Annotated in this window: 27 protein-coding genes; 11 read left to right on the top strand and 16 right to left on the bottom strand. The window is 64.6% G+C overall.

Going from position 1 to position 19,016, the window contains the following annotated elements:
• Positions 1–3 precede the first annotated feature (3 nt).
• Positions 4–618: a flavodoxin family protein gene (locus BTHE68_RS12190; protein WP_162066497.1), complete on the top strand. Its 615-nt coding sequence runs from the start codon at positions 4–6 to the stop codon at positions 616–618.
• A gap of 46 nt (positions 619–664) precedes the next feature.
• Positions 665–1,618, top strand: a complete 954-nt coding sequence (gene argC, locus BTHE68_RS12195) for an N-acetyl-gamma-glutamyl-phosphate reductase (RefSeq protein ID WP_162066498.1) — start codon at positions 665–667, stop codon at positions 1,616–1,618.
• 233 nt (positions 1,619–1,851) lie between these two features.
• Here argC and BTHE68_RS12200 read toward each other — a convergent pair whose 3' ends face one another.
• The 4 genes from BTHE68_RS12200 to BTHE68_RS12215 all read right to left on the bottom strand — a co-directional run bounded on the left by BTHE68_RS12200 (position 1,852) and on the right by BTHE68_RS12215 (position 4,497).
• Positions 1,852–2,217, bottom strand: a complete 366-nt coding sequence (locus BTHE68_RS12200) for a response regulator (protein WP_162066499.1) — start codon at positions 2,215–2,217, stop codon at positions 1,852–1,854.
• Positions 2,218–2,224: 7 nt separating this feature from the next.
• On the bottom strand, positions 2,225–2,665 hold the full coding sequence (locus BTHE68_RS12205; RefSeq protein ID WP_162066500.1) for a hypothetical protein: 441 nt from the start codon (positions 2,663–2,665) through the stop codon (positions 2,225–2,227).
• A 162-nt stretch (positions 2,666–2,827) separates the two neighbouring features.
• Complete coding sequence (locus BTHE68_RS12210) at positions 2,828–3,457, bottom strand: LysE family translocator (protein ID WP_162066501.1); 630 nt, start codon at positions 3,455–3,457, stop codon at positions 2,828–2,830.
• A 95-nt stretch (positions 3,458–3,552) separates the two neighbouring features.
• Entirely contained in the window at positions 3,553–4,497 is a 945-nt protein-coding gene (locus BTHE68_RS12215) for an NAD(P)-dependent oxidoreductase (RefSeq protein WP_286202776.1), read from the bottom strand.
• 44 nt (positions 4,498–4,541) lie between these two features.
• On the opposite strand from BTHE68_RS12215, the gene BTHE68_RS12220 reads away from it, so the two are divergent.
• Both BTHE68_RS12220 and BTHE68_RS12225 read left to right on the top strand, forming a co-directional pair.
• Positions 4,542–5,297 carry a Mut7-C RNAse domain-containing protein gene (locus BTHE68_RS12220; protein ID WP_162066503.1) on the top strand — a complete coding sequence of 252 codons (756 nt, stop codon included), beginning with the start codon at positions 4,542–4,544 and terminating at the stop codon, positions 5,295–5,297.
• A gap of 61 nt (positions 5,298–5,358) precedes the next feature.
• Positions 5,359–5,628, top strand: a complete 270-nt coding sequence (locus BTHE68_RS12225) for a hypothetical protein (RefSeq protein WP_162066504.1) — start codon at positions 5,359–5,361, stop codon at positions 5,626–5,628.
• Between the two features lie 21 nt (positions 5,629–5,649).
• Here the strand turns inward: BTHE68_RS12225 and BTHE68_RS12230 are convergent, their stop codons facing one another.
• From BTHE68_RS12230 to BTHE68_RS12260, 7 genes are all read right to left on the bottom strand, one after another.
• Positions 5,650–5,916, bottom strand: a complete 267-nt coding sequence (locus BTHE68_RS12230) for a Txe/YoeB family addiction module toxin (protein WP_162066505.1) — start codon at positions 5,914–5,916, stop codon at positions 5,650–5,652.
• Positions 5,913–6,215 (bottom strand): hypothetical protein, encoded by a 303-nt coding sequence (locus BTHE68_RS12235; protein WP_162066506.1) that lies wholly within the window; start codon positions 6,213–6,215, stop codon positions 5,913–5,915. The genes BTHE68_RS12230 and BTHE68_RS12235 overlap by 4 nt, the downstream gene beginning before the upstream one ends.
• A 171-nt stretch (positions 6,216–6,386) precedes the next feature.
• Positions 6,387–6,698 (bottom strand): cupin domain-containing protein, encoded by a 312-nt coding sequence (locus BTHE68_RS12240; protein ID WP_162066507.1) that lies wholly within the window; start codon positions 6,696–6,698, stop codon positions 6,387–6,389.
• 11 nt (positions 6,699–6,709) lie between these two features.
• Positions 6,710–7,999 carry an MFS transporter gene (locus BTHE68_RS12245; protein ID WP_162066508.1) on the bottom strand — a complete coding sequence of 430 codons (1,290 nt, stop codon included), beginning with the start codon at positions 7,997–7,999 and terminating at the stop codon, positions 6,710–6,712.
• 200 nt (positions 8,000–8,199) lie between these two features.
• Positions 8,200–8,514, bottom strand: coding sequence for a high-potential iron-sulfur protein (locus BTHE68_RS12250; RefSeq protein WP_162066509.1), 315 nt, complete (start codon positions 8,512–8,514; stop codon positions 8,200–8,202).
• A 133-nt stretch (positions 8,515–8,647) separates the two neighbouring features.
• The gene (locus BTHE68_RS12255; protein WP_162066510.1) at positions 8,648–9,748 is read right to left on the bottom strand and encodes an NAD(P)/FAD-dependent oxidoreductase; all 1,101 of its coding nucleotides are present in this window, start codon (positions 9,746–9,748) and stop codon (positions 8,648–8,650) included.
• Positions 9,749–9,933: 185 nt separating this feature from the next.
• Entirely contained in the window at positions 9,934–10,911 is a 978-nt protein-coding gene (locus BTHE68_RS12260) for an AAA family ATPase (protein ID WP_162066511.1), read from the bottom strand.
• Positions 10,912–11,237: 326 nt separating this feature from the next.
• Between BTHE68_RS12260 and BTHE68_RS12265 the strand changes: the two genes are divergently transcribed.
• Both BTHE68_RS12265 and BTHE68_RS12270 read left to right on the top strand, forming a co-directional pair.
• On the top strand, positions 11,238–11,759 hold the full coding sequence (locus BTHE68_RS12265) for a hypothetical protein (protein ID WP_162066512.1): 522 nt from the start codon (positions 11,238–11,240) through the stop codon (positions 11,757–11,759).
• Between the two features lie 50 nt (positions 11,760–11,809).
• A complete protein-coding gene (locus tag BTHE68_RS12270; protein WP_162066513.1) occupies positions 11,810–12,616 on the top strand; it encodes an endonuclease/exonuclease/phosphatase family protein in 807 nt (268 codons plus the stop codon).
• A gap of 8 nt (positions 12,617–12,624) precedes the next feature.
• Here the strand turns inward: BTHE68_RS12270 and BTHE68_RS12275 are convergent, their stop codons facing one another.
• Positions 12,625–13,026, bottom strand: a complete 402-nt coding sequence (locus BTHE68_RS12275; protein WP_162066514.1) for a response regulator — start codon at positions 13,024–13,026, stop codon at positions 12,625–12,627.
• Positions 13,027–13,187: 161 nt separating this feature from the next.
• Here BTHE68_RS12275 and BTHE68_RS12280 point away from each other — a divergent pair, with 161 nt between their 5' ends.
• A complete protein-coding gene (locus BTHE68_RS12280) occupies positions 13,188–13,796 on the top strand; it encodes an alpha-ketoglutarate-dependent dioxygenase AlkB family protein (RefSeq protein WP_162066515.1) in 609 nt (202 codons plus the stop codon).
• Here the strand turns inward: BTHE68_RS12280 and BTHE68_RS12285 are convergent.
• Positions 13,793–14,191: a RidA family protein gene (locus BTHE68_RS12285; protein WP_162066516.1), complete on the bottom strand. Its 399-nt coding sequence runs from the start codon at positions 14,189–14,191 to the stop codon at positions 13,793–13,795. The two genes, BTHE68_RS12280 and BTHE68_RS12285, sit on opposite strands and share 4 nt — an antisense overlap.
• A 121-nt stretch (positions 14,192–14,312) precedes the next feature.
• Between BTHE68_RS12285 and BTHE68_RS12290 the strand changes: the two genes are divergently transcribed.
• Complete coding sequence (locus BTHE68_RS12290; protein WP_162066517.1) at positions 14,313–14,807, top strand: MgtC/SapB family protein; 495 nt, start codon at positions 14,313–14,315, stop codon at positions 14,805–14,807.
• On the opposite strand, the gene BTHE68_RS12295 is transcribed toward BTHE68_RS12290, so the two are convergent.
• From BTHE68_RS12295 to arsC, 3 genes are all read right to left on the bottom strand, one after another.
• Positions 14,777–15,976 carry a GGDEF domain-containing protein gene (locus BTHE68_RS12295; protein ID WP_162066518.1) on the bottom strand — a complete coding sequence of 400 codons (1,200 nt, stop codon included), beginning with the start codon at positions 15,974–15,976 and terminating at the stop codon, positions 14,777–14,779. The genes BTHE68_RS12290 and BTHE68_RS12295 overlap by 31 nt on opposite strands.
• A 214-nt stretch (positions 15,977–16,190) precedes the next feature.
• Entirely contained in the window at positions 16,191–16,478 is a 288-nt protein-coding gene (locus BTHE68_RS12300) for a hypothetical protein (protein ID WP_162066519.1), read from the bottom strand.
• Between the two features lie 126 nt (positions 16,479–16,604).
• A complete protein-coding gene (gene arsC / locus BTHE68_RS12305) occupies positions 16,605–17,027 on the bottom strand; it encodes an arsenate reductase (glutaredoxin) (protein ID WP_162066520.1) in 423 nt (140 codons plus the stop codon).
• A gap of 473 nt (positions 17,028–17,500) precedes the next feature.
• Here arsC and BTHE68_RS12310 point away from each other — a divergent pair, with 473 nt between their 5' ends.
• The 3 genes from BTHE68_RS12310 (at position 17,501) to BTHE68_RS12320 (ending at position 19,004) form a co-directional block, all read left to right on the top strand.
• On the top strand, positions 17,501–17,809 hold the full coding sequence (locus tag BTHE68_RS12310) for a hypothetical protein (RefSeq protein WP_162066521.1): 309 nt from the start codon (positions 17,501–17,503) through the stop codon (positions 17,807–17,809).
• A gap of 96 nt (positions 17,810–17,905) precedes the next feature.
• On the top strand, positions 17,906–18,172 hold the full coding sequence (locus tag BTHE68_RS12315; RefSeq protein WP_162066522.1) for a cupin domain-containing protein: 267 nt from the start codon (positions 17,906–17,908) through the stop codon (positions 18,170–18,172).
• 16 nt (positions 18,173–18,188) lie between these two features.
• Positions 18,189–19,004, top strand: a complete 816-nt coding sequence (locus tag BTHE68_RS12320; RefSeq protein ID WP_162066523.1) for a DUF72 domain-containing protein — start codon at positions 18,189–18,191, stop codon at positions 19,002–19,004.
• Positions 19,005–19,016: the final 12 nt, after the last annotated feature.

Genomic DNA, 19,016 nt, shown 5'->3' on the forward strand with positions numbered 1-19,016 from the left:
ACCATGCCGAACATCATCATCGTTTATCACAGCGGCTACGGCCACACGAAGAAGGTCGCGGAAGCCGTGCTCGGCGGCGCCACCGACGCCGGCGCGAACGTCAGGCTGATCGCCGTTTCCGAACTCGACGAGACCGGCTGGGCCGAGCTGGACGCCGCCGACGCCATCGTGTTCGGCGCGCCGACCTACATGGGCGGACCGTCCGCCGACTTCAAGAAATTCGCCGATGCGAGCTCGAAGCCGTGGTTCGCGCAGAAGTGGAAAGACAAGATCGCGGCCGGATTCACCAATTCGGCGCATATGAACGGCGACAAATTCCTGACCATCTCCTATTTCGTCACGCTGGCGATGCAGCACGGCATGATCTGGGTCGGCACGGGCATGATGCCGTCGAACACGAAGGCGGCCACCCGCAACGACCTGAATTTCGTTGGCGGCTTCACCGGCCTGCTGACGCAGTCGCCGGCCGACGCCTCGCCGGACGAAGCCCCGCCGCCCGGCGATCTCGAAACGGCGAAGGTCTTCGGCGCGCGCATCGCCGAGGTAACGGCGCGCTGGATCGGCAGCCAGGCGCGTCTCGAAAGCGACGGACATCCCCCCGCCTCGGAATCGCCTTAAACTATCGGTTTTGCGGCGAGCGCCCGCACGAACCAGCGAGATCGAGATGACCACGAAAGTATTTGTCGACGGACAGGAAGGCACCACCGGCCTGAAGATTTTCGAATATCTGTCGCAGCGCCGTGACATCGAAGTGTTGCGGATCGAGGAAGCGAAGCGGAAGGACGTCGAGGAACGCCGCCGCCTGATCAACGCGTCGGACGTGACGTTTCTGTGCCTGCCGGATGTCGCGTCGCGCGAATCGGTTTCGCTCGTCGACCCGGGCAACACGCGCACCGTGATGATCGACGCCAGCACGGCGTTCCGCACGCAGGACGACTGGGCGTACGGGCTTCCCGAATTGTCGCGCGCGCAGCGCGAGCGTCTGCGCGCGTCGAAGCGCATCGCGGTGCCGGGCTGCCACGCGTCGGCGTTCGTGCTGTCGGTGCAGCCGCTCGTCGCGGGCGGCCTCGTTCCCGCCGATTTCGACGCCCACGCGTATTCGATCACCGGCTACAGCGGCGGCGGCAAGAAAATGATCGCGGAGTACGAAGCGGGCGGCAACGACAGGCTCATGAGCCCGCGCCCGTACGCGCTCGCCCTGACGCACAAGCATCTGCCGGAAATGTCGGTACGCACGGGACTGAAGCGCGCGCCGGTCTTTACGCCGATCGTCGGCCCGTTCCTGAAAGGCCTCGCGGTCACGACGTATTTCTCGCCCGACCAGCTCGCGCGCAAAGCCAAACCGCAGGACGTGCGTGACATGCTGGCGGAGTACTACAACAACGAGCCGTTCGTGCGCGTGATGCCGTTCGACGCCGACAGCAACCTCGACGCCGGCTTCTTCGACGTACAGGCGTGCAACGAAACGAATCGCGTCGATATTTTCGTGTTTGGCAACGACGAGCGTTTCGTGACGGTCGCGCGTCTGGACAATCTCGGCAAGGGCGCATCGGGCGCGGCGATCCAGTGCATGAACCTGGCGATCGGCGCGGACGAGGAGGCGGGTCTGGCCCGCTGATTACGCTGCATCCGGGATAACGAAAGCCGATTCGCTTCACCGCGAATCGGCTTTTTTGCGTCTGGCGACGCGGCGCAGCATCGAAACGTAGGGACGAAAAAAAGCCCGCCAATGCTGGCGGGCTGAATCCATATCAGTGGAGACATGGAGGAGACAGGAGTAAATATACCAATAATATTGGTGCATCGCAACATCACCTGTTGCGGCGGTGTGACGCAGAGCTGCCGAAAAAATCAGGGCTGCATCATCGACAGGATGAAGTGGAGTTGATCGCCGGAAATCGGCTTGACGAGGTGGACGTCGAAACCGGCGTCCTGCGTCATCTCCCGATGCTGCGGCTGGCCCCAGCCCGTGAGCGCCACGAGCATCATCGCGTGGCCGTTCGGCAGCCGGCGCAAGGCGCGCGCCGCCGCGAGGCCGTCCAGGAGCGGCATGCCGAGATCGAGAATCACGACTTCCGGATCGAACTGCGCGGCGACTTCGACCGCCTGCGCGCCGTTCGCCGCGAGCGCCACTTCGTGGCCCATGCCGTTCAGCAGGTTCGCGAGGCCCGCGAGCGCATCGTCGTCGTCATCGGCTATGAGGATGCGCTTGCTCACGATGGCCTCACCGGGAACCGAATATTTCGAGGGTCAATTTGTTCGAGCCCGCTTGCGCCGCCGTGATCTCGGTGCGCGCGCCGCGTGCGCCGAGATAGAAATGCTGGCGCGCGGGGGCGTTCTGGTCGTGCGTCGCGTCCGGCAGGCAAGACGCGATGTCCGCCGCGACGCCCTGGAGCGCTTCGGCGCTGGAACCGCCGTGCGGCGTCCAGGTGCAGCGATAGTTCGTCTGCGAAGCAGCGCATTTCGCGTCATCGCCGTAGGGCCGCGCGAGCGCGCGTCCGTCGGATGCGGAAAGCGACGAGAAATTCGGCGCCGCGGCCACGATGCGTTTGAGCGCATCGCAGGGACTCGGGGTATCGTCGGCGCGCGCGGGCGTCGTCGCCAGTACGCCGAAACAAAGCGGCAGGAGCGCTGCCAGAGCGGCGCGTCGGCCAGTCAGTTGCATGAGGCGCCTCCTTTTCAGCTTTTTTTCTGGTTTTGCTGCGAACCGGGACAAGCGCTACGAGCGCGACTATGCACCCGCCGGTCGCGCCTGTATGTTCGAAAGCGAATGAAGCACTGCGGACGCACGCAAGTTATGCGCCCGTTCATGCAGACGTTTGCGCGCTCAGTGGCGCACGAGCGCCATCATCGCGCCGAAGCCGACGAACACGCCGCCCGTCAGCCGGTTGAACGCCTGCGCGACGCTCGCGCTCTTCAGCCTGTCGCCGATGCGCGCGCCCAGGCCTGCGTACACCGCGTACCAGCTCACTTCGATCACGGCGAACGTCGATACCAGCACGGCGAATTGCGGCAGCACCGGCCTGCTTGCGTCGATGAATTGCGGCAGCAGCGCCGCCGCGAAGAGAATCGCCTTCGGATTGCTGCTCGCCACCAGAAAGCCGTTGCGAAAGAGCGTGAAGCGTCGGGAAGCGTGCGCAATGCCGCTGTCATCGCGGACCTCGACCGCGCTCGCCTTCGCGCGCCAGCTCCTCACGCCGAGCCAGACGAGATAGGCCGCGCCGAGCAGACGCAGCGTGTCGAACAGACGCGGCCACGCTTCGAGAAACACGCCCAATCCCGCCGCCGATACCGACAGCATGAGGACGAGCGCCGCGAGGCAGCCGGCCATTGTGGCCGTCGAACGTCTGAGGCCATGACGCGCGCCGTGCGTCATCACGAGCAGCATGTTGGGACCGGGAATCGCGGAAACGACGAAAACAGTGGCGACGAACAGCCACCAGAGATGCAGGCTCATTGCGGCGTGGCGGGAAGAAAGCGGGACTCGCATTATGCCGTCTGCCCGCGTCGAACCGGGCGAAACCTCGCCTTCGCCACACCGCGCGAATGGAATCAGCGCCCCGCGCGCCGCGCCGCCACCTGACCCAGCACGGCGAAGTCCTTTTCGCCGTCGCCGTGGGCGAGCGCATCGACGAGATTGTCGCGCACGACGCTCGCGACTGGCAGCGGCACGTTCACGGCATCGCCCGCGGCGATCGCGAGGCGCACATCCTTCAGCCCGAGACGCGCCTTGAAGAGCGCGGGCTCGTAGCGGCGCTCGGCGATCATCTTGCCGTAGCCCTGATACACCGGCCCCGGAAAAAGCGAGTTCGTGATGACGTCGAGCAAGGTCTTCGCCTCGATGCCGTGGCCGCTCACGAGCGCCGCCGCTTCGCCGAAGCTTTCGATCGCCGATGCCAGCATGAAATTCGCCGCGAGCTTGAGCACGTTCGCGTGCTGCGGCTCGCTGCCGACGCGCCAGGTTTTCTGGCCGAGCGCGTCGAGTACCGGCTGCACGCGGTCGATGGCGTCGCTCGCGCCCGCCGCGAGGATGTTGAGCTTGCCCGCCGCGGCGACATCCGGCCGCCCGAGCACCGGCGCGGCGACATACGCGACGCCGTGCTGCGCATGCAACTCGGCCAGTTCGACGGCGAGCGCCGCCGAAATCGTCGCCATATTGACGTGCACGAGGCCCTTCGGCGCGTGCTTGAGCAAACCGCCGTCGACCAGCACCGAGCGCAGCGCGTGGTCGTCGGCGAGCATGGAGAACGCTGCGTCGCCGGCGAAGGCCTGCTCGGGCGTATCGACCACCGACGCGCCCTGGTCCGCGAGCGCGCGCGTCTTGTCGCGCGAGCGGTTCCAGACGCGCACCGTGTGCCCCGCCTTCAGCGCGTTGCTTGCCATCGCGCCGCCCATTTCGCCCAGTCCGATGAATCCGATATCCATGCTCACATGCTCCTTTGCCTTGTCCGCTTGCCGCGCCGCGAGGGCCGCGCGACCCGAGCGCCAGTAGAGCACATCGATGCGAAGCGCGCAGCAGCGCGCAATGCGATACTGCCTGCATGGTCAAGGCGCGCTTTCACTTCCATCGCGAACTGAATGATTTCCTCGCTCGATCCCTGCGCGGGCACACGTTCGCGTGCGCGTGCGCGAAGTCCTCGTCGACCAAGCACATGATCGAGGCGCTCGGCGTGCCGCATACAGAAGTCGAACTGATCGTGCGCAACGGCATGCCGACCGGCTTCGACACGCTGATCGAGGCGGACGACCTCATCGAGGTGTATCCGGCGCGCCACGCGCCCGAGGGCAAAGCCAACGGCGCGCGGCTGCTGCGTCCGCCGCTCGACGCCGCCGGTCTGAGCTTCATCGCCGATGCGCATCTCGGCGGTCTCGCGCAGTTGCTGCGGCTCGCGGGCTTCGACACCCGCTATGACAACAACTTCCCCGACGACGAAATCGAGCAGCTGGCACGCGACGAAGCGCGCATCGTGCTGACGCGCGATCGCGAGTTGCTCAAGCGCCGCGCCGTGCTGCACGGATGCTACGTGCGTACGCTGCAGCCCGACGACCAGTTTCGCGAGGTTTCGGAGCGCTTCGACCTGGCGCCGCATGTTCGCGCGTTCCGCCTCTGCCTGATGTGCAATGCGCCTTTGCGTCCGGCCGGACCTGGCGATATCGACGGCCGCGTGCCCGACGGCGTGCGCGAGCGGCACGCGCGCTTCGTCACCTGCGACGTGTGCCATCGCGTGTTCTGGGAAGGCTCGCACTGGCGGCGCATGCGCGAGCGCATCGACGCCCTCGCGGAAGCCGGCCGCTAGGGCGATCGTCGCGTTCCGTACAATACGGCCCCTGACATCGAAACTTGCCCTGGAGCATCGCGTGAACAAATTTCAACTGGAACAGACCAAGGCCTTCAAACTGGCCAACGACCTGAAGCAAGGCGGCCGCGCGCGCGCGGGCGGCGCGGACGCGCAAAAGACCGATCGCCGCGAGCAGCGCAAGCTCGACCAGGCGAAGGGACTGGTGCCGTTCGCCTGCAAGCTCGATGAAAAGCTGGTGACGCAGTTGAAGGAACGCGCCGACGGGCACGAGGGCGGGATGACGGAAGTGCTGGCGGAGCTGCTGGTGAAGGCGGGGCTGGAGCGGTAAGTCGCTTGCAGGCGTCTTGCGTTATTTGTCGCCGTAGTGGCCACGGCAACTGATGACGAGAACGAACCCGTCCGTGACCCGGTACACGAAGCGATTTTTCTCGTCTATGCGACGCGACCAGGCCTTTTCGTATTTGAGCGGCTCCGGCTTGCCCGTACCCTTGAACGGGTTACGACAGCACTCATTGATCAGGCCGGTCACTTTCGTGAATATCTTCGAGTCGGAACCATGCCACACGTGATAGTGGTACCAACTCGGCACTGAGAACTGAACGGCGCGCGCCATCATCCGACCTGCTTCGTTCTCTTTGCGAACAGACCGCCGAAGACATCGAAAAACGATGTTCTTCGCGCCTGGCATCCGGGCTTGCGCGGGACATGGACGCCTGCCGTTTCGTCCACTTCATCCACGAGATCCTCAGGCGAAAGAAGCTTGTCCGCCGTATAGCCCATCGACTCGAAGTGGGCGATCGATTCTTCGAACAGTCGCTTATCCAGTTCCCGTTCGGCTTCTTCCAGACGCGCCGCCATCCGCGCGAGCGCTTCTCTGGAAATCGCAAGAAGATCCTCCGATTCGAGCAACGGCATCTCCCCCCATTCGCCCAAACGCTCCGCTTCGCGCGCCTCGTCGTAGTCGCGCTCGATTAATTCAACCATCCTAACCATTTCTCACCCTCGTTCATACACAACGATGGGCACATTATCAGGGACGACGCGGCAGCCGCACCACCTGTCCGAATGGTTTAGGAAGAATCGCCCTCACACGCTCCCTTCCTTCTCAATCACCAGAATGCGCGCCTCGCCGACCGGTTCGGCGAAATGCTCGTCGCCGGCTTGCGCATGGAAGATATCGCCGGCACGCAGCGTCAGCGTGCGCTCGCCGTCCGCCCCGCGCACGTGCATCCGCACTTCGCCCTGCATCACGGCGAACACCTCTTCGCCGTCGTTCACATGCCACTTATAGGGCTGGTCCGTCCAGTGCAGACGGCACGACGTGCCGTTCATCACGCAGATATCGAGCGCGCCCCATGCGCGCTCCGCCGTGAACTTGCCGCTTTCGATCACTTTCATTTGAACGCCTGCTAACGGATGAAATCGCGCGCTTCGTCGACGTCCGCGTGGCGCGTCGCCGGAATGCACGCCACCGCGATCAGCGAAAGCACGAGCCCGCCCATCACATAGAAGGTCGGCGCGAGTTGCGATTCCGTGACGCGGATGAGCCACGTGACGATGAACTGTCCGAAGCCGCCGAAAATCATCACCGCGATGTTGTACGCGAGAGACAGCCCCGTCGAGCGCACGTGCGCCGGAAAGAGTTCGGCGATGAGCGCGCCGAACGGCCCATAGTAGCCCGAGAGCGCGATCGACAGCAGCGCCTGCACGATCACGAGCCGCATCACGCTCGGCTCGGCCGCGAGCCACGCGAAGAGTGGATAGATGATGACGAGCGTGATCGCCAGCGACCACAGCGACAGCCCCTTGCGCCCGATGCGATCCGACCACGCGCCCGCGACCGGCGAGAGCACCATCAACAGCAGATTGCCGACGATCAGCGCCGTGAACGACTGCCCGAACGGCAGCTTCAGTTGCTTGACGGCAAATGTCGGCAGATAGGCGATCAGCACGTACACGCTCACCGTCAACGCGATCACCGCACCGAGCCCGCACAGCACTTCGCGGCTATGCGTGCTGAACACTTCGCCGAGCGTCGCGCGGCGCGCGGTCTTCTTCGCGTGCAGAAACGCTTCTGTGTCGGCCATGTTGCGGCGGATATACAGACCGACCGGCCCGATCACGAGCCCGAGAATGAACGGCACGCGCCAGCCCCAGGAATCGAGCGCTTCGGGCGACAGACCGCGCGAGATCGCCGCGCCGACGATCGCCCCGAGCAACAGCGACGCCGCCTGGCTCGCCATCTGAAAACTGCCGTAGAAGCCGCGCTTCGAGAAAGGCGCCGCTTCGATCAGGAGCGCCGTGGAACTGCCGAACTCGCCGCCCGCGGAAAAGCCCTGCAACAGTCGCGCGAACACGATGACGAGCGGCGCGCCGATGCCGATCGCCGAGTACGGCGGGGCGATCGCCAGCAGAAAAATGCCGAGCGTCATCAAACCGATGACAAGCGTCAGCGCCGCCTTGCGCCCCGCGCGATCCGCATAGAGACCGAGCACGATGCCGCCGACCGGCCGCATCACGAACGCGACGCCGAAGGTCGCGGTGGTCAGAAGAATCGACGAATAGTCGCTGTCGGTCGGGAAGAACAGGCGCGCGATGACGACCGTCATGAAACCGAACACGGTGAAGTCGTACCACTCCAGCGCGTTGCCGATGACCGCCGCCGTCACGGCGCGCGCGTTCAATCGTCTTCCTGGCATGCGATCCCCTGTGTGTGCATCGATCGGCGTGGGCGTGTCCGCGTTTCGTTCGCGTCATTCTAAAGATGCGCACGCGCGGCTCTTTTTGCCTTGGCGAGTGTAAAGACGGTTTTTCTCCCGATCAAGCTAAATGCGAACGAACAAAAACGCGCCGGGCCTTTCGGCCGGGCGCGCCTGCGCGTTGACGCTCTTCGGACGGCTTATGCCTTCTTCACATACGCGCTGCACCAGCCCTTCGATGCGACCTGCTTGCCGGCGAACATCGGACACGGTGCGTAGGCGTCGGTCGGCTTGCCCTGATAGAACTGACAGTTGCCGCAATCCTGACCGGCGGCGTATTTCGCGAACTTGGCCTTGTCGACCTTGGTCGCGTCTTCCTTGTAGCCGAGCGCCTGCGCGGTGGGATCGCTTTCGGGGACTTTCGGCGCATCGGCGAATGCGGCTTTCGAGCCGAGCGCGAACGTCGAGGCGACGCCCACGCTGGTAATCAGAAACGTGCGACGTGATGTCTTCATGGTGACTCGCTCCATGTTGTATTGGGGGATAAGCGCCGTTCTTGGCGACGGCGATTCCCGAGCATAACAACCTGGAAGCAAGTCGACGACGTCAAATCCCGGAGATAAGCGCCGGTCGAAAGTCGCGTGTAAGTCAGCGCGCCATGTCGGCGACGCGCTCCGCGATCGCAAGTGACGCCGTCAGTCCCGGCGACTCGATGCCGTACAGATTCACCAGCCCCGGCACGCCGTGCGCCGACTTGCCCTGAATCATGAAGTCCGCCGCCGCCTGGCCCGGGCCAGACAGCTTGGGCCGGATGCCCGCATAGGCGGGCTGCAACGCGTCGTCGGGCAGGCCGGGCCAGTACGCGCGGATCGCCGCGTAGAACGATTCGGCGCGGCGCGGATCGACGTCGTAGTTGAGCGCCTGCACCCATTCGACGTCCGGCCCGAACTTCGCCTGGCCGCCGAGATCGATCGTCAGATGCACGCCGAGACCGGCTTCGTTGGGCATCGGATAGATGAGCCGTTCGAACGGCGCGCGTCCGCTCACGCTGAAGTAATTGCCCTTCGCGAAGTAGAGCGGCGGCACGTGGCGATCGTCGAGGCCGCGAATAGTGCGCGCGATCGCGTTCGCCCACAGCCCCGCGCTGTTGATCAGATACGACGCCCGAAAGCGCGCGGGCGACTCGCCGCCCGTCTCGACGATGAAGCAGCCCTCGCGCGCATCGATCGACGCGACGGGCGTATGGAACACGATGTTCGCGCCGCGGTTCTCCGCTTCGCCCTGCAGCGCGAGCATGTACTGATGACTGTCGACGATGCCCGTCAGCGGCGACCACACCGCCTCGACGCATTGCAGTTGCGGCTCCATCTCCGCCGCCTGCGCGCCGCTGATGCGCGTGAGCCCCTTGACACGGTTCTCGATGCCCTTCTGCTCCAGCGCTGCCAGTTGCGGCACCTGATTGCGCGCCGTGGCGACGAGCAGTTTGCCGCATTGCCGGTGCGGCACGCCGTGCGCCTGACAGAACTCGTAGAGCATGTCGCGCCCGCGCACGCACAGCTCTGCCTTCAGCGATCCGCGCGGATAGTAGATGCCCGCGTGAATCACCTCACTGTTGCGCGAGCTCGTGCCGATGCCGATGCCCTCGCCCGATTCCAGGACGATGACTTCGCGCCCGCGCATCGCCAGCGCCCGGGCGATCGCCAGCCCGACCGCGCCCGCTCCGATTACCACGCACTCGATCCGATCCATGTTTTCTTCCGCCGCAGATTTATCCCAACTATTTTACGTTCGGGACTATTGCGCGATACACAACAAACGCACATGGATTGCATCGTTTTCCGGTGCAATTCAGAAAAAGGCAAGAATCTGGCCGCCAGATGTCAAGAATGACAGGTTTTGGCGGCCTTTTTCGCAATTCCGCAAATTACGCCTTTTCAGAACCCGATAGCTTTCCTGCGCGAAGTCCGGTCGAGCTGGATATCGCGCGCCTCGATGTGGTGCCGGCTGTCGATACGTGCGTTGCCGAACGCATTCAGTACCGCACGCCGCATGCCGCGCGGCGACGCCTGCGTGAGCGCGTCGAGCGGCGCATCGCCGAGCGTTTCTGGAAAGCGCGCGCCCCATGTGTGGGCATTGCGGATTTCGGCGTAAATCGACTGCGCGATGCGCCGCGCGCCGTCGCGATCGGGCGCGGGAATCTCGTAGACGTTCATGCGGTTCAAAAGCGGCTCGGGGATCGCGCGCGCGTCGTTGGCCGTGGCGATCCACACCACGTTGCCGGCGTTGATCGGCACCTCGGCGAATTCGTCGATGAAAGTCTGCGCCGTGTCGTGCTCCAGCAGCGCGTAGAGCGCACCGAGCGGATCGTACTGCGCGTCGCCGGTGGCCTTGTCGATTTCATCGACGGTGATGACGGGGTTCGCGTAGCTGCCGTTCACGAGCGCGTCGAAGACCTTGCCTGGCTTCGCGTTGCGCCATTGCGACGACGCCCCCGACAGAATCCAGCCCGCCGTGAGCGAGCTCATCGCGATGTAATGGCAGGATGTGCCGAGCAGCCGCGCGAGATGTTTCGCGAAGTGTGTCTTGCCGATGCCCGGCTCGCCGAGCAGCAGAATGGGCATGAGTTCGAGGCGGTCGTCGGTTTCGAGACACAGCGCGATCTGCTTGCGGATATCCGCGAGCGGTTCCTCGAAGTTGGGGAGGTCGGCGGCTAGATCGTCGATCGACGGCATGCGGTTGGGCTTCACGCAAAAGCGCAGATTGCCCACCTTGAGCATCTTTTCGTAGGTGGCGCGCAAGGCGTCGCTTGCGCCTTCGGTGAGGTCGTTGAGCGCGGCTTCCACGTCGTCGAGACTGTAGACCTTGCTGAACGATGCCACCGCGAGTTCCTGTTTGACCACGGCTGTCGTCATGTCACACCCCGTCATTTTTTATGGTCGACGAGTCCAGTGTATCGACGCCAAAACCCCTTGCAAGCGAGCAGTCGCACGCGTGTGCTGCTAATTGGGACGCCCCTTTCCGCCGATAAAGCCGCGATCGGCGCGGCCTAGTATCATCGTCGGGATCGAAACGGCGAGCGGGTTCGATATCTGCTCCGTCTGCAATCGTGTATTTCGACGGGCGCGCTGAACCGGCTTCGCGTCGCCGTGTCACACCGAAGTCGCCGAGGAACGCCGATCCCGTGGCCGCCGCCGGGTGTGCCGCCATCCGAACAGTTCGCGCGCAGGAGTTGCTTTCAATGCGAAAAACGATACCCACTGCCTTTCTGAATGCCGCGCTCATGATGAGCGCCTGTCTTGCCGCGTTCGCCGCGCACGCGCAAACCACGCCGCCGCAGCCGGTGAACTGGGAATTGCAGGTTGTGCGCGACGGGCAACAGATCGACTCATTCTCTGGCACGACCAACGTCGGACAGGCGCGCACGGACACGCATCACAACAAGGTGCAGAACCGCGTCGGCTGCGCGGATCAACCCGCGGGCGACATCGACTTGCAACGCACCGTCACCATCTCGCCGACCCACGCGAGCGCCGACGACATCACGATCGCCATCGACGCGCAGGAAACCCTGCAGGACGACAGCACGCGCGTGTCGCAGTCCGGCTGCAAGCTGCCGCCGGTGCCGCGTCAGGTGAGCGGTTCGCATCCGGGGCTCGTGATCAAGCCGGGCGAATGGGCGCAATGGCAGATCATCGACAGCAACCCGTCGCTCGCCTATCGGGTGCGCGCGAGCCTGGGCGCAGCGACGGCGGCGCAATGACAACCGCGGTGACATAGACTCAAAAAGCCGCCGCTCAAGACAAAGAACGCATGCGAAACCCAGAACACCTTCCGCCGGGCCCATCCGCTCACACGGCCACGCCGGATTTCACGGCGGTCAGCTGGAACCTGCACAAGGGTCGCTCGCCGCTCGGCTTGCGCGCCTGGAACGCGATGCAGCGGTGGGTTCAGACCACCAACGCGGACGTCTATTTCCTTCAGGAAGCGATGGCGCGGCGCATGCCGCAGCCGGTGCTCGCCAGCGGCTTCGGCAAGCCGCTGAACGCACCGCTCGACGATGTCTGGCATTGCCAGGCCACTGAGATCGCTACCGCGCTCGAGTTGCAGATCGCGCTCGGGCCGAACGTCTTCAAACCGTCGTGGCGGCACGGCAACGCGATTCTTTCGCCGCATCCGCTCGATCTCTCCGGGCGCTGGGACATCTCGGCGCATCGGTTCGAAAAGCGCGGCTTGCTGGTCGCGCGCGCCACCTTCGCCGGTCAGTCGGTCACGCTGCTGTGCGCGCATCTCGCGCTGACGCGTCAGGCGCGTCTGCGTCAGATGAACTGGATCGCGCACTGGATCGCGAAGGAAGCGCCCGACGGCCCGCTCGTGCTGGCGGGCGACTTCAATGACTGGCGCAACGATTCCGTGCCGCTATTCGCCGAACTCGGCATGAACGAAGTCGCGACGATGTTGGGCGCTTCGGGCCGCACGTTTCCGGCGTTCTCGCCCGCGCTCGCGCTCGACAAGATGTTCGTGCGCGGCCTGAGACCGGTGGAATGGCTCGTGCCGACGCAGGACACCGCGTGGCTGTCCGATCACCTGCCGTACATGGCGCGGCTGCGGGTGGAATGACGAAGCGCTTACCCTCGCGGCTTCGCGAGCAGCGCTTCCAGACTGGCGACGTCGACGGGCTTGGTCAGATGATGATCGAAGCCCGCATCGAGCGCGCTGCGGCGGTCGGCGTCACTGCCCCAGCCGGTCAGCGCGAGCAGCAGCGCGTGCTGCGTGGCTTCGCGCTTTCTCATTTCGCGCGCCACGTCGAAGCCGCTCATGCCCGGCAAACCGATATCGAGCACGACCACATCGGGTTTGAAATCATCGATCGATGCGAGCGCGCGCGGCCCGTCGTGCTCGCTGCGCACGACGTAACCGAGCGCTTCGAGCAGCATCGACAGGGCGAACGCCGCATCGGCGCTGTCGTCGACGAGCAGAATGCGGCGGCCTTGCGCCGCGCCGCCGCTTGCTTCGGCGGTAGTGTTCATGCGAATCCCCGTGCATTGTCGCCGCGCGGCGACTTTATTGAGATGATGCGGGAAATGTAGCACAGCGGGTCTGCGCGTCTGAAATGAGGCCGCAAGCACGCTGCGCGGCGGCTCTGCTATCGTGAATGCTTCATTTGCCGCGCCGTTCCCGCATCGCCGCCATGTTCGATCTATTCGACGACATTCCCAAACCCGACATCGTCTGGCATCCGGACTGGATCGATGCCGACGAAGCCTCCGACCTGATGGGCGCGCTGATCGCGGAAGTCGGCTGGCAGCAGGACACGATGAGCACGCCCGGCGGCCGCGTGCCGTTGCCGCGCCTGACGGCGTGGCAGGGCGAACCGGATGCGGTCTATGTGTATTCGGGCATCCGCAACGTGCCGCAGCCGTGGACGCCGGCCGTCGCGCAACTGCGCGAGCGCGCCGAAGCCGCCTGCGGCGCGCGCTTCAACAGCGTGCTGCTGAACCGCTATCGCAGCGGCCTCGACAGCATGGGCTGGCACGCCGACAAGGAACGCGAACTCGGCCCGGAGCCAGTGATCGCATCGGTGAGTCTCGGCGCAACGCGCACCTTCGAGTTCCGCCACGCGCGCACGCACACGACGCACACGCTCGCGCTGACGCACGGCAGCCTGCTCGTCATGCGCGGGCGCACGCAGCTCGAATGGGTGCATCGCGTGCCGAAAGAGCCGGGCGCGCGCGGCGAGCGCATCAATCTCACGTTCCGCAGTGTCGATGCGTCGAAGCGCGTGAACAAGCGCGCTTAGGGCCGCTTCGCGACGAAATCGATCTCCACGAGCGCATCGCGCGCGAGTCCCGTCACGCCGATGCACGTGCGCGCAGGCAGCGGCTTCGGCAGAAAGTACGAGCGATACACTGCGTTCATCGCGTCGTAATCGCGCTTGAACTCGGTGAGGAAGATGCGCGCGCTGACCACGTTGTCGAGCGTGAGGCCGACGCCGTTCAGCACGAGAATCAGGTTGTCCATCACGCGCCGTGTCTGCGCCGCGACGCCTTCGGGCAGCGGCGCGTTGTCGTCGACGGGATCGGTCGGCATCTGGCCCGTCAGAAACACCCAGCCGTCGGCCTCGGCCGAGTGCGAGAACGGTCCGACGGGCGTCGGCGCGGCATCGACCATCGTGAATTTGGGCAGTTGGCTCACTTCGTCTCCTTTTAATATGCGTGTGGATCGCAGAGAACCGGAACGTTAGCGCGCCAAAATTGCGCGTGTGCTGGCGCCCCGTGCGAAGATGATGCGGCTTACGGTTCCCTTCTCACGCGCGATGCTTCCTTACCCTCTTCTCGCCGACGCCGTCCTGCGCATGCTGACCGCGATGCTGATCGGCTGCATCATCGGCATCGACCGCGATCTGCACGGCAAGCCGACCGGCATGAAGACGCTCGGGCTCGTGTCGCTCGGCGCGTGCATCGCGACGATGTGCGCGCAAGGTTTCTCGATGACGCTCTCCGCCGATGCCGACGTATCCCGCGCCGTGCAGGGCATCGTGACGGGCGTCGGCTTTCTCGGCGCCGGCGTGATCCTGCAGAATCCGCGCGAAAACCGCGTGCGTGGGCTTACCACGGCGGCGTCGATCTGGGTGACGGCGGCTGTCGGCATCGTGTGTGGGCTGGGCGTCTGGAGCGTTGCGTTCATCGCGATGCTCATGATGATCGCGCTCATGGTCATCGGGCGCGTGGTCGAGAAGCGTTTGCTGCGGCGCTGGATGAACAAGCCGGAGGACGAGCGTCAGAAGTATGGCGATATCGAAGAGGCTTGAACGAGTTCCTCCGCGCCAGACGCCTTCACACGATTACGGCCCGCGACCTTCGCGGCATACAGCAGGCTGTCGGCCCGCGCCATCAACGAGGCGAGCGGCTCGCGCCCGTCCCACCTCGCGATACCCGCGCTGAAGGTGTAATTCAGCACGCCACCGGGCACGGCGCACGGCGTCGCTTCGACAGTCCTGCGCAGACGCTCGACGAGCGTGATGACATCCTCGCTGCGATCCGCCGTGCAGAACAGACAGAACTCCTCGCCACCGATGCGGCCGAACGCATCGCCATCGCGGATGCGCGCACGCACGATGGCCGCGAAGTGACGCAGCACGTCGTCGCCCGCCGCGTGACCGTAGCGGTCGTTCACGCTCTTGAAATGATCGACGTCGACCACCGCCACATATTCGCGCCGGCCGGTATTTCCGGCGCGCGCGAGCCGCTCAACCGCCGCAGCCAGAAACGCTTTTCGCGACAACGCGCCGGTGAGATCGTCGAAGCGCGCGAGCCGTTCGAGCCGCTGCGCCAGACGGTCGTGCGCCATCATCACGAGCCCGATGCACAACGACGGCAGCACGAGAATTCCCAGCGCGAGAAACGTGATCTGCATCGGGCCGGGTTGCAGCAGCGCCGCCTGCGCGGGCGGCTGCACAGCGTAGATCGCGCCGCGGATCGTATGGCCGAGCGTGCCGAGCGCCGCCGCGCCGGCGACGAACAGATAGTTGTAGCGCGGCCGCTCCTTCGGACGCCCGAGCAGCACGCGGCCGGCAATCGCGAGATCGCAGGCGGCATGAAACGCCGACACGATCACCACGCGCACGTGCACATCGGGGACGACGTAGGTGAAGTACACGATGCCCGCCATCACGGCGAGCCACATGATCCAGCCCGCCCAGCGTTGCGCGGGGCGCAGATGCACATCGAAGAATTCGTTGCAGCCTTCGTAGATCAGCAGAACGGTCGCGGCCAGCAACTGATTCGCGACCACGACGCCGAGCCACGCGGGCGCCACGTTCTGCATGGCGAACAGCACGAGCGACACGATGGCCAGCACGTTCGCCCAGAGCCAGCGCGGCACGCCGTCGATCTCGTGCGAGAGCAGCGAGATCAGCACCAGTATCGAGAGAATGCTCGATAGCGCGGTGACGACGAGAATGCTGACGGGACTGAACATCGCTGAAAGTGAGGTGGAATTTGCTCGCGCCGAAGAGATCGCAGCGCGTCGCCAACGTGTTTACGGCACGAACGGCCGCACCTTGACCGACGCCGCATGCGGCACGCGGTCGCACGGCAACAAACAGAAACAGAAACGCGGCGCAGCCTCCCGGCCCGCCGCGTTCGATCAAGCAATGCGCAGTCCAGACGAACCGCGCATCGTCGTTCAGACCTTACCATTCGTGCCGGTCGCGCCAGCGATCCTCCCGGCGCATCTCGTGACGCCATTGACGCTCGCGCCATTCGTGGCGTCGCCATTCGCGCTCGCGCCAGCGGTCGCGGTGATAGCCGTAGCCATCGCGATCGCCATATCCGTAATAGCCGACCGGCACCGCGGGCTGCGCATACACCGGCACGCCGACGCCCACCGCCACATCGACATGCGCGTTCGCCGAGGCCGACATTGCGAGCGCTGCGATCCCCGCCAGCCCGACAGCCATTCCAAGCAGTTTCTTCTTCATGTCGCTTTCTCCCTGCACCAAGTGCCTTGTGAGTCAGGTGCAGTCTAAAAAGCGATGCCGGATACAGGTGCAACGGGTTTGCCAGAAAGGTAACGTCAGGTAACGGTCAGATTGTTTGCGTTTCGCTTAGCGGACGCGCTTGCCGGTTTCGTCGATGACGACTTCGCCGTCTTCCTTCACGAACGGCCCCTTCTGCGCCTCGGGCAGGAGATCGAGCACGAGTTCCGACGGGCGGCACAGACGCGCGCCCTTGGGCGTATCGACGAACGGCCGGTTGATGAGAATCGGATGCGCGAGCATCGCGTCGATGAGTTGTTCATCGGTGAGGCCCGGATCGTCGAGACCGAGTTCGGCGTACGGCGTACCCTTTTCGCGCAGCGCTTCGCGCACGGACAGACCCGCGCGCGCGATCAGCGCGACGAGCGCTTCGCGGCTTGGCGGGTGCGTCAGATACTCGATCACGTTCGGTTCGATGCCCGCGTTGCGAATCAGTGCGAGCGTATTGCGCGAGGTTCCGCACTTCGGATTGTGGTAGATGATGACGGTCATGGTCGCGTTGTCCCTGCATTCGAAAGTTGGCGAGATGGCACGCCTCGCATTCTAGAACCGATACAACGATGACGCGACCGACAGCCGCGCGCCACGCGCGCGACCGTAAGCGTGCCGTGCGTTCAATTGTCCTGTTCATTCGCGCATCCGCGGGCTATAAAGAAGGTGCAGTGCGGCATGCGTCTTCTGCGGACCCGCGGGTCCCATTCGCCGGAAAGCGCACCGGCGCTCCGTCTGCATCGCAACGGCGAGATGCCGTGCGTGAAACGCATTCGAACAAGTTCGGCATACCGGCGGCGGAACACGCATACCACGCCGGCAACCGGCATCTATGTTCCGTCCTCGCGGCGCGCCACGCATGGCATATGCGGGACACGTGGCACGTTCCGTGCGGATTACCGATCCGAATCAGCGAACAGCGTTACGCGGACACACGCGAGCGCGCCTTCTGACCGTACGATCAAGGAGTCGACATGAAATCACGTATCGCCATGGCGGCGCTCGCCGCCGCATTATTCGCCGCTGCGGGCCTCGCCTCGGCCCAGCAGACCTACTATCGAACCGCGCAGGTGCCCGGACAGGCCACCGCCGACACCTGGACCGACCCGAGCGCGCCGCAGCAAAGCGCCATGCAGGCCCAGCCCGGTGACATGTCCGACACGTCCTATGGCGGCGCGCCCATGACGCGCGGTGCAGCCGGCACGACGATGAACACCATGGACAGCTCGGCGTCGAAGCCCTGCACGCGCGGTCCGCAGTGCAACATCTTCTTCGGCAACTGAGCAGTCGACAAAGCATCTGCGTTAGCATGAGCGCATGAGACGGCGCGTCCGTTCCAGACGAACGGACGCGCCATTCTTTTTTCTGGGACACCGATCATGCGCCGTGACGAATTTCTTGCGCTTCTTTCCAGCGAAAGCTTCGACGAGGTCGTCACGGTTACACGCGAGCCGAACGGTTCGCTCGACCTTCACGCGCATCCGTTCGAAGCCAAGGCGCTGATTCTCGAAGGCGATCTCACGATTCGCATCGCCGCTCACGCGCGGACGTATCGCGCGGGCGATATCTTCCATCTCGCGCCGAACATCGAGCATTCGGAGCAGTACGGGCCCGAGGGCGTGAGCTATCTCGTCGGCCGCAAGTGAGCGGAGGAGCGCATCGATGGCTACCTCCAAAGGAAAGTCCGGACGCATCCGGGTCGGCATCGGCGGATGGACGTTCGAGCCGTGGCGCGGCACGTTCTATCCCGAAGGGCTCGCGCAGAAGCGTGAACTCGAATACGCGAGCCGCGCGCTCACCAGCATCGAAGTGAACGGGACGTTCTACGGCGCGCAGAAACCCGCTACCTTCATCAAGTGGCGCGACGAGACGCCGGACGATTTCGTGTTCTCGCTCAAGGCGCCGCGCTACGCGACGAATCGCCGTGTGCTGGCCGAAGCCGGCGATACGATCGAACGTTTTTTCGGCAGCGGCGTGCTCGAACTCGGAGACAAGCTCGGTCCGATCAACTGGCAATTCGCGGCGACCAAGAAGTTCGACGCCGAGGATTTCGAGCGCTTTCTGGAACTGCTGCCCGCGAAAATCGACGACCGCGCGATCCGTCACGCGGTCGAAGTCCGACACGAGAGTTTCTGCGATCCGGCGTTCATCGCGCTCGCGCGAAAGTATCGCGTCGCGGTGGTGATCGCGGGTGATTCGAAGTATCCGCAGATCGCGGATGTGACCGCGCCTTTCGTCTACGCGCGCATCATGGGCACGACCGAAAAGCAGGCGAAGGGTTATGCGAAAGCGGCGCTCGATCAATGGACCGGGCGCGCGAAAACGTGGGCCGCGGGCGGCTCGCCGGCCGACTTGGAGACCTTCGGCAAGCCGGCCCCGAAAGCCGCATCGCGCGATGTGTTCGTCTACGTCATCAGCGGCTTCAAGGAGCGCAATCCGGCTGCGGCGATTGCGCTCATCGAACGTCTGAAGGACTAGACGCGCATCGGT

Origin of the sequence: Burkholderia sp. THE68 (genome assembly GCF_009938265.1) — a bacterium.
Lineage (GTDB): Bacteria > Pseudomonadota > Gammaproteobacteria > Burkholderiales > Burkholderiaceae > Caballeronia.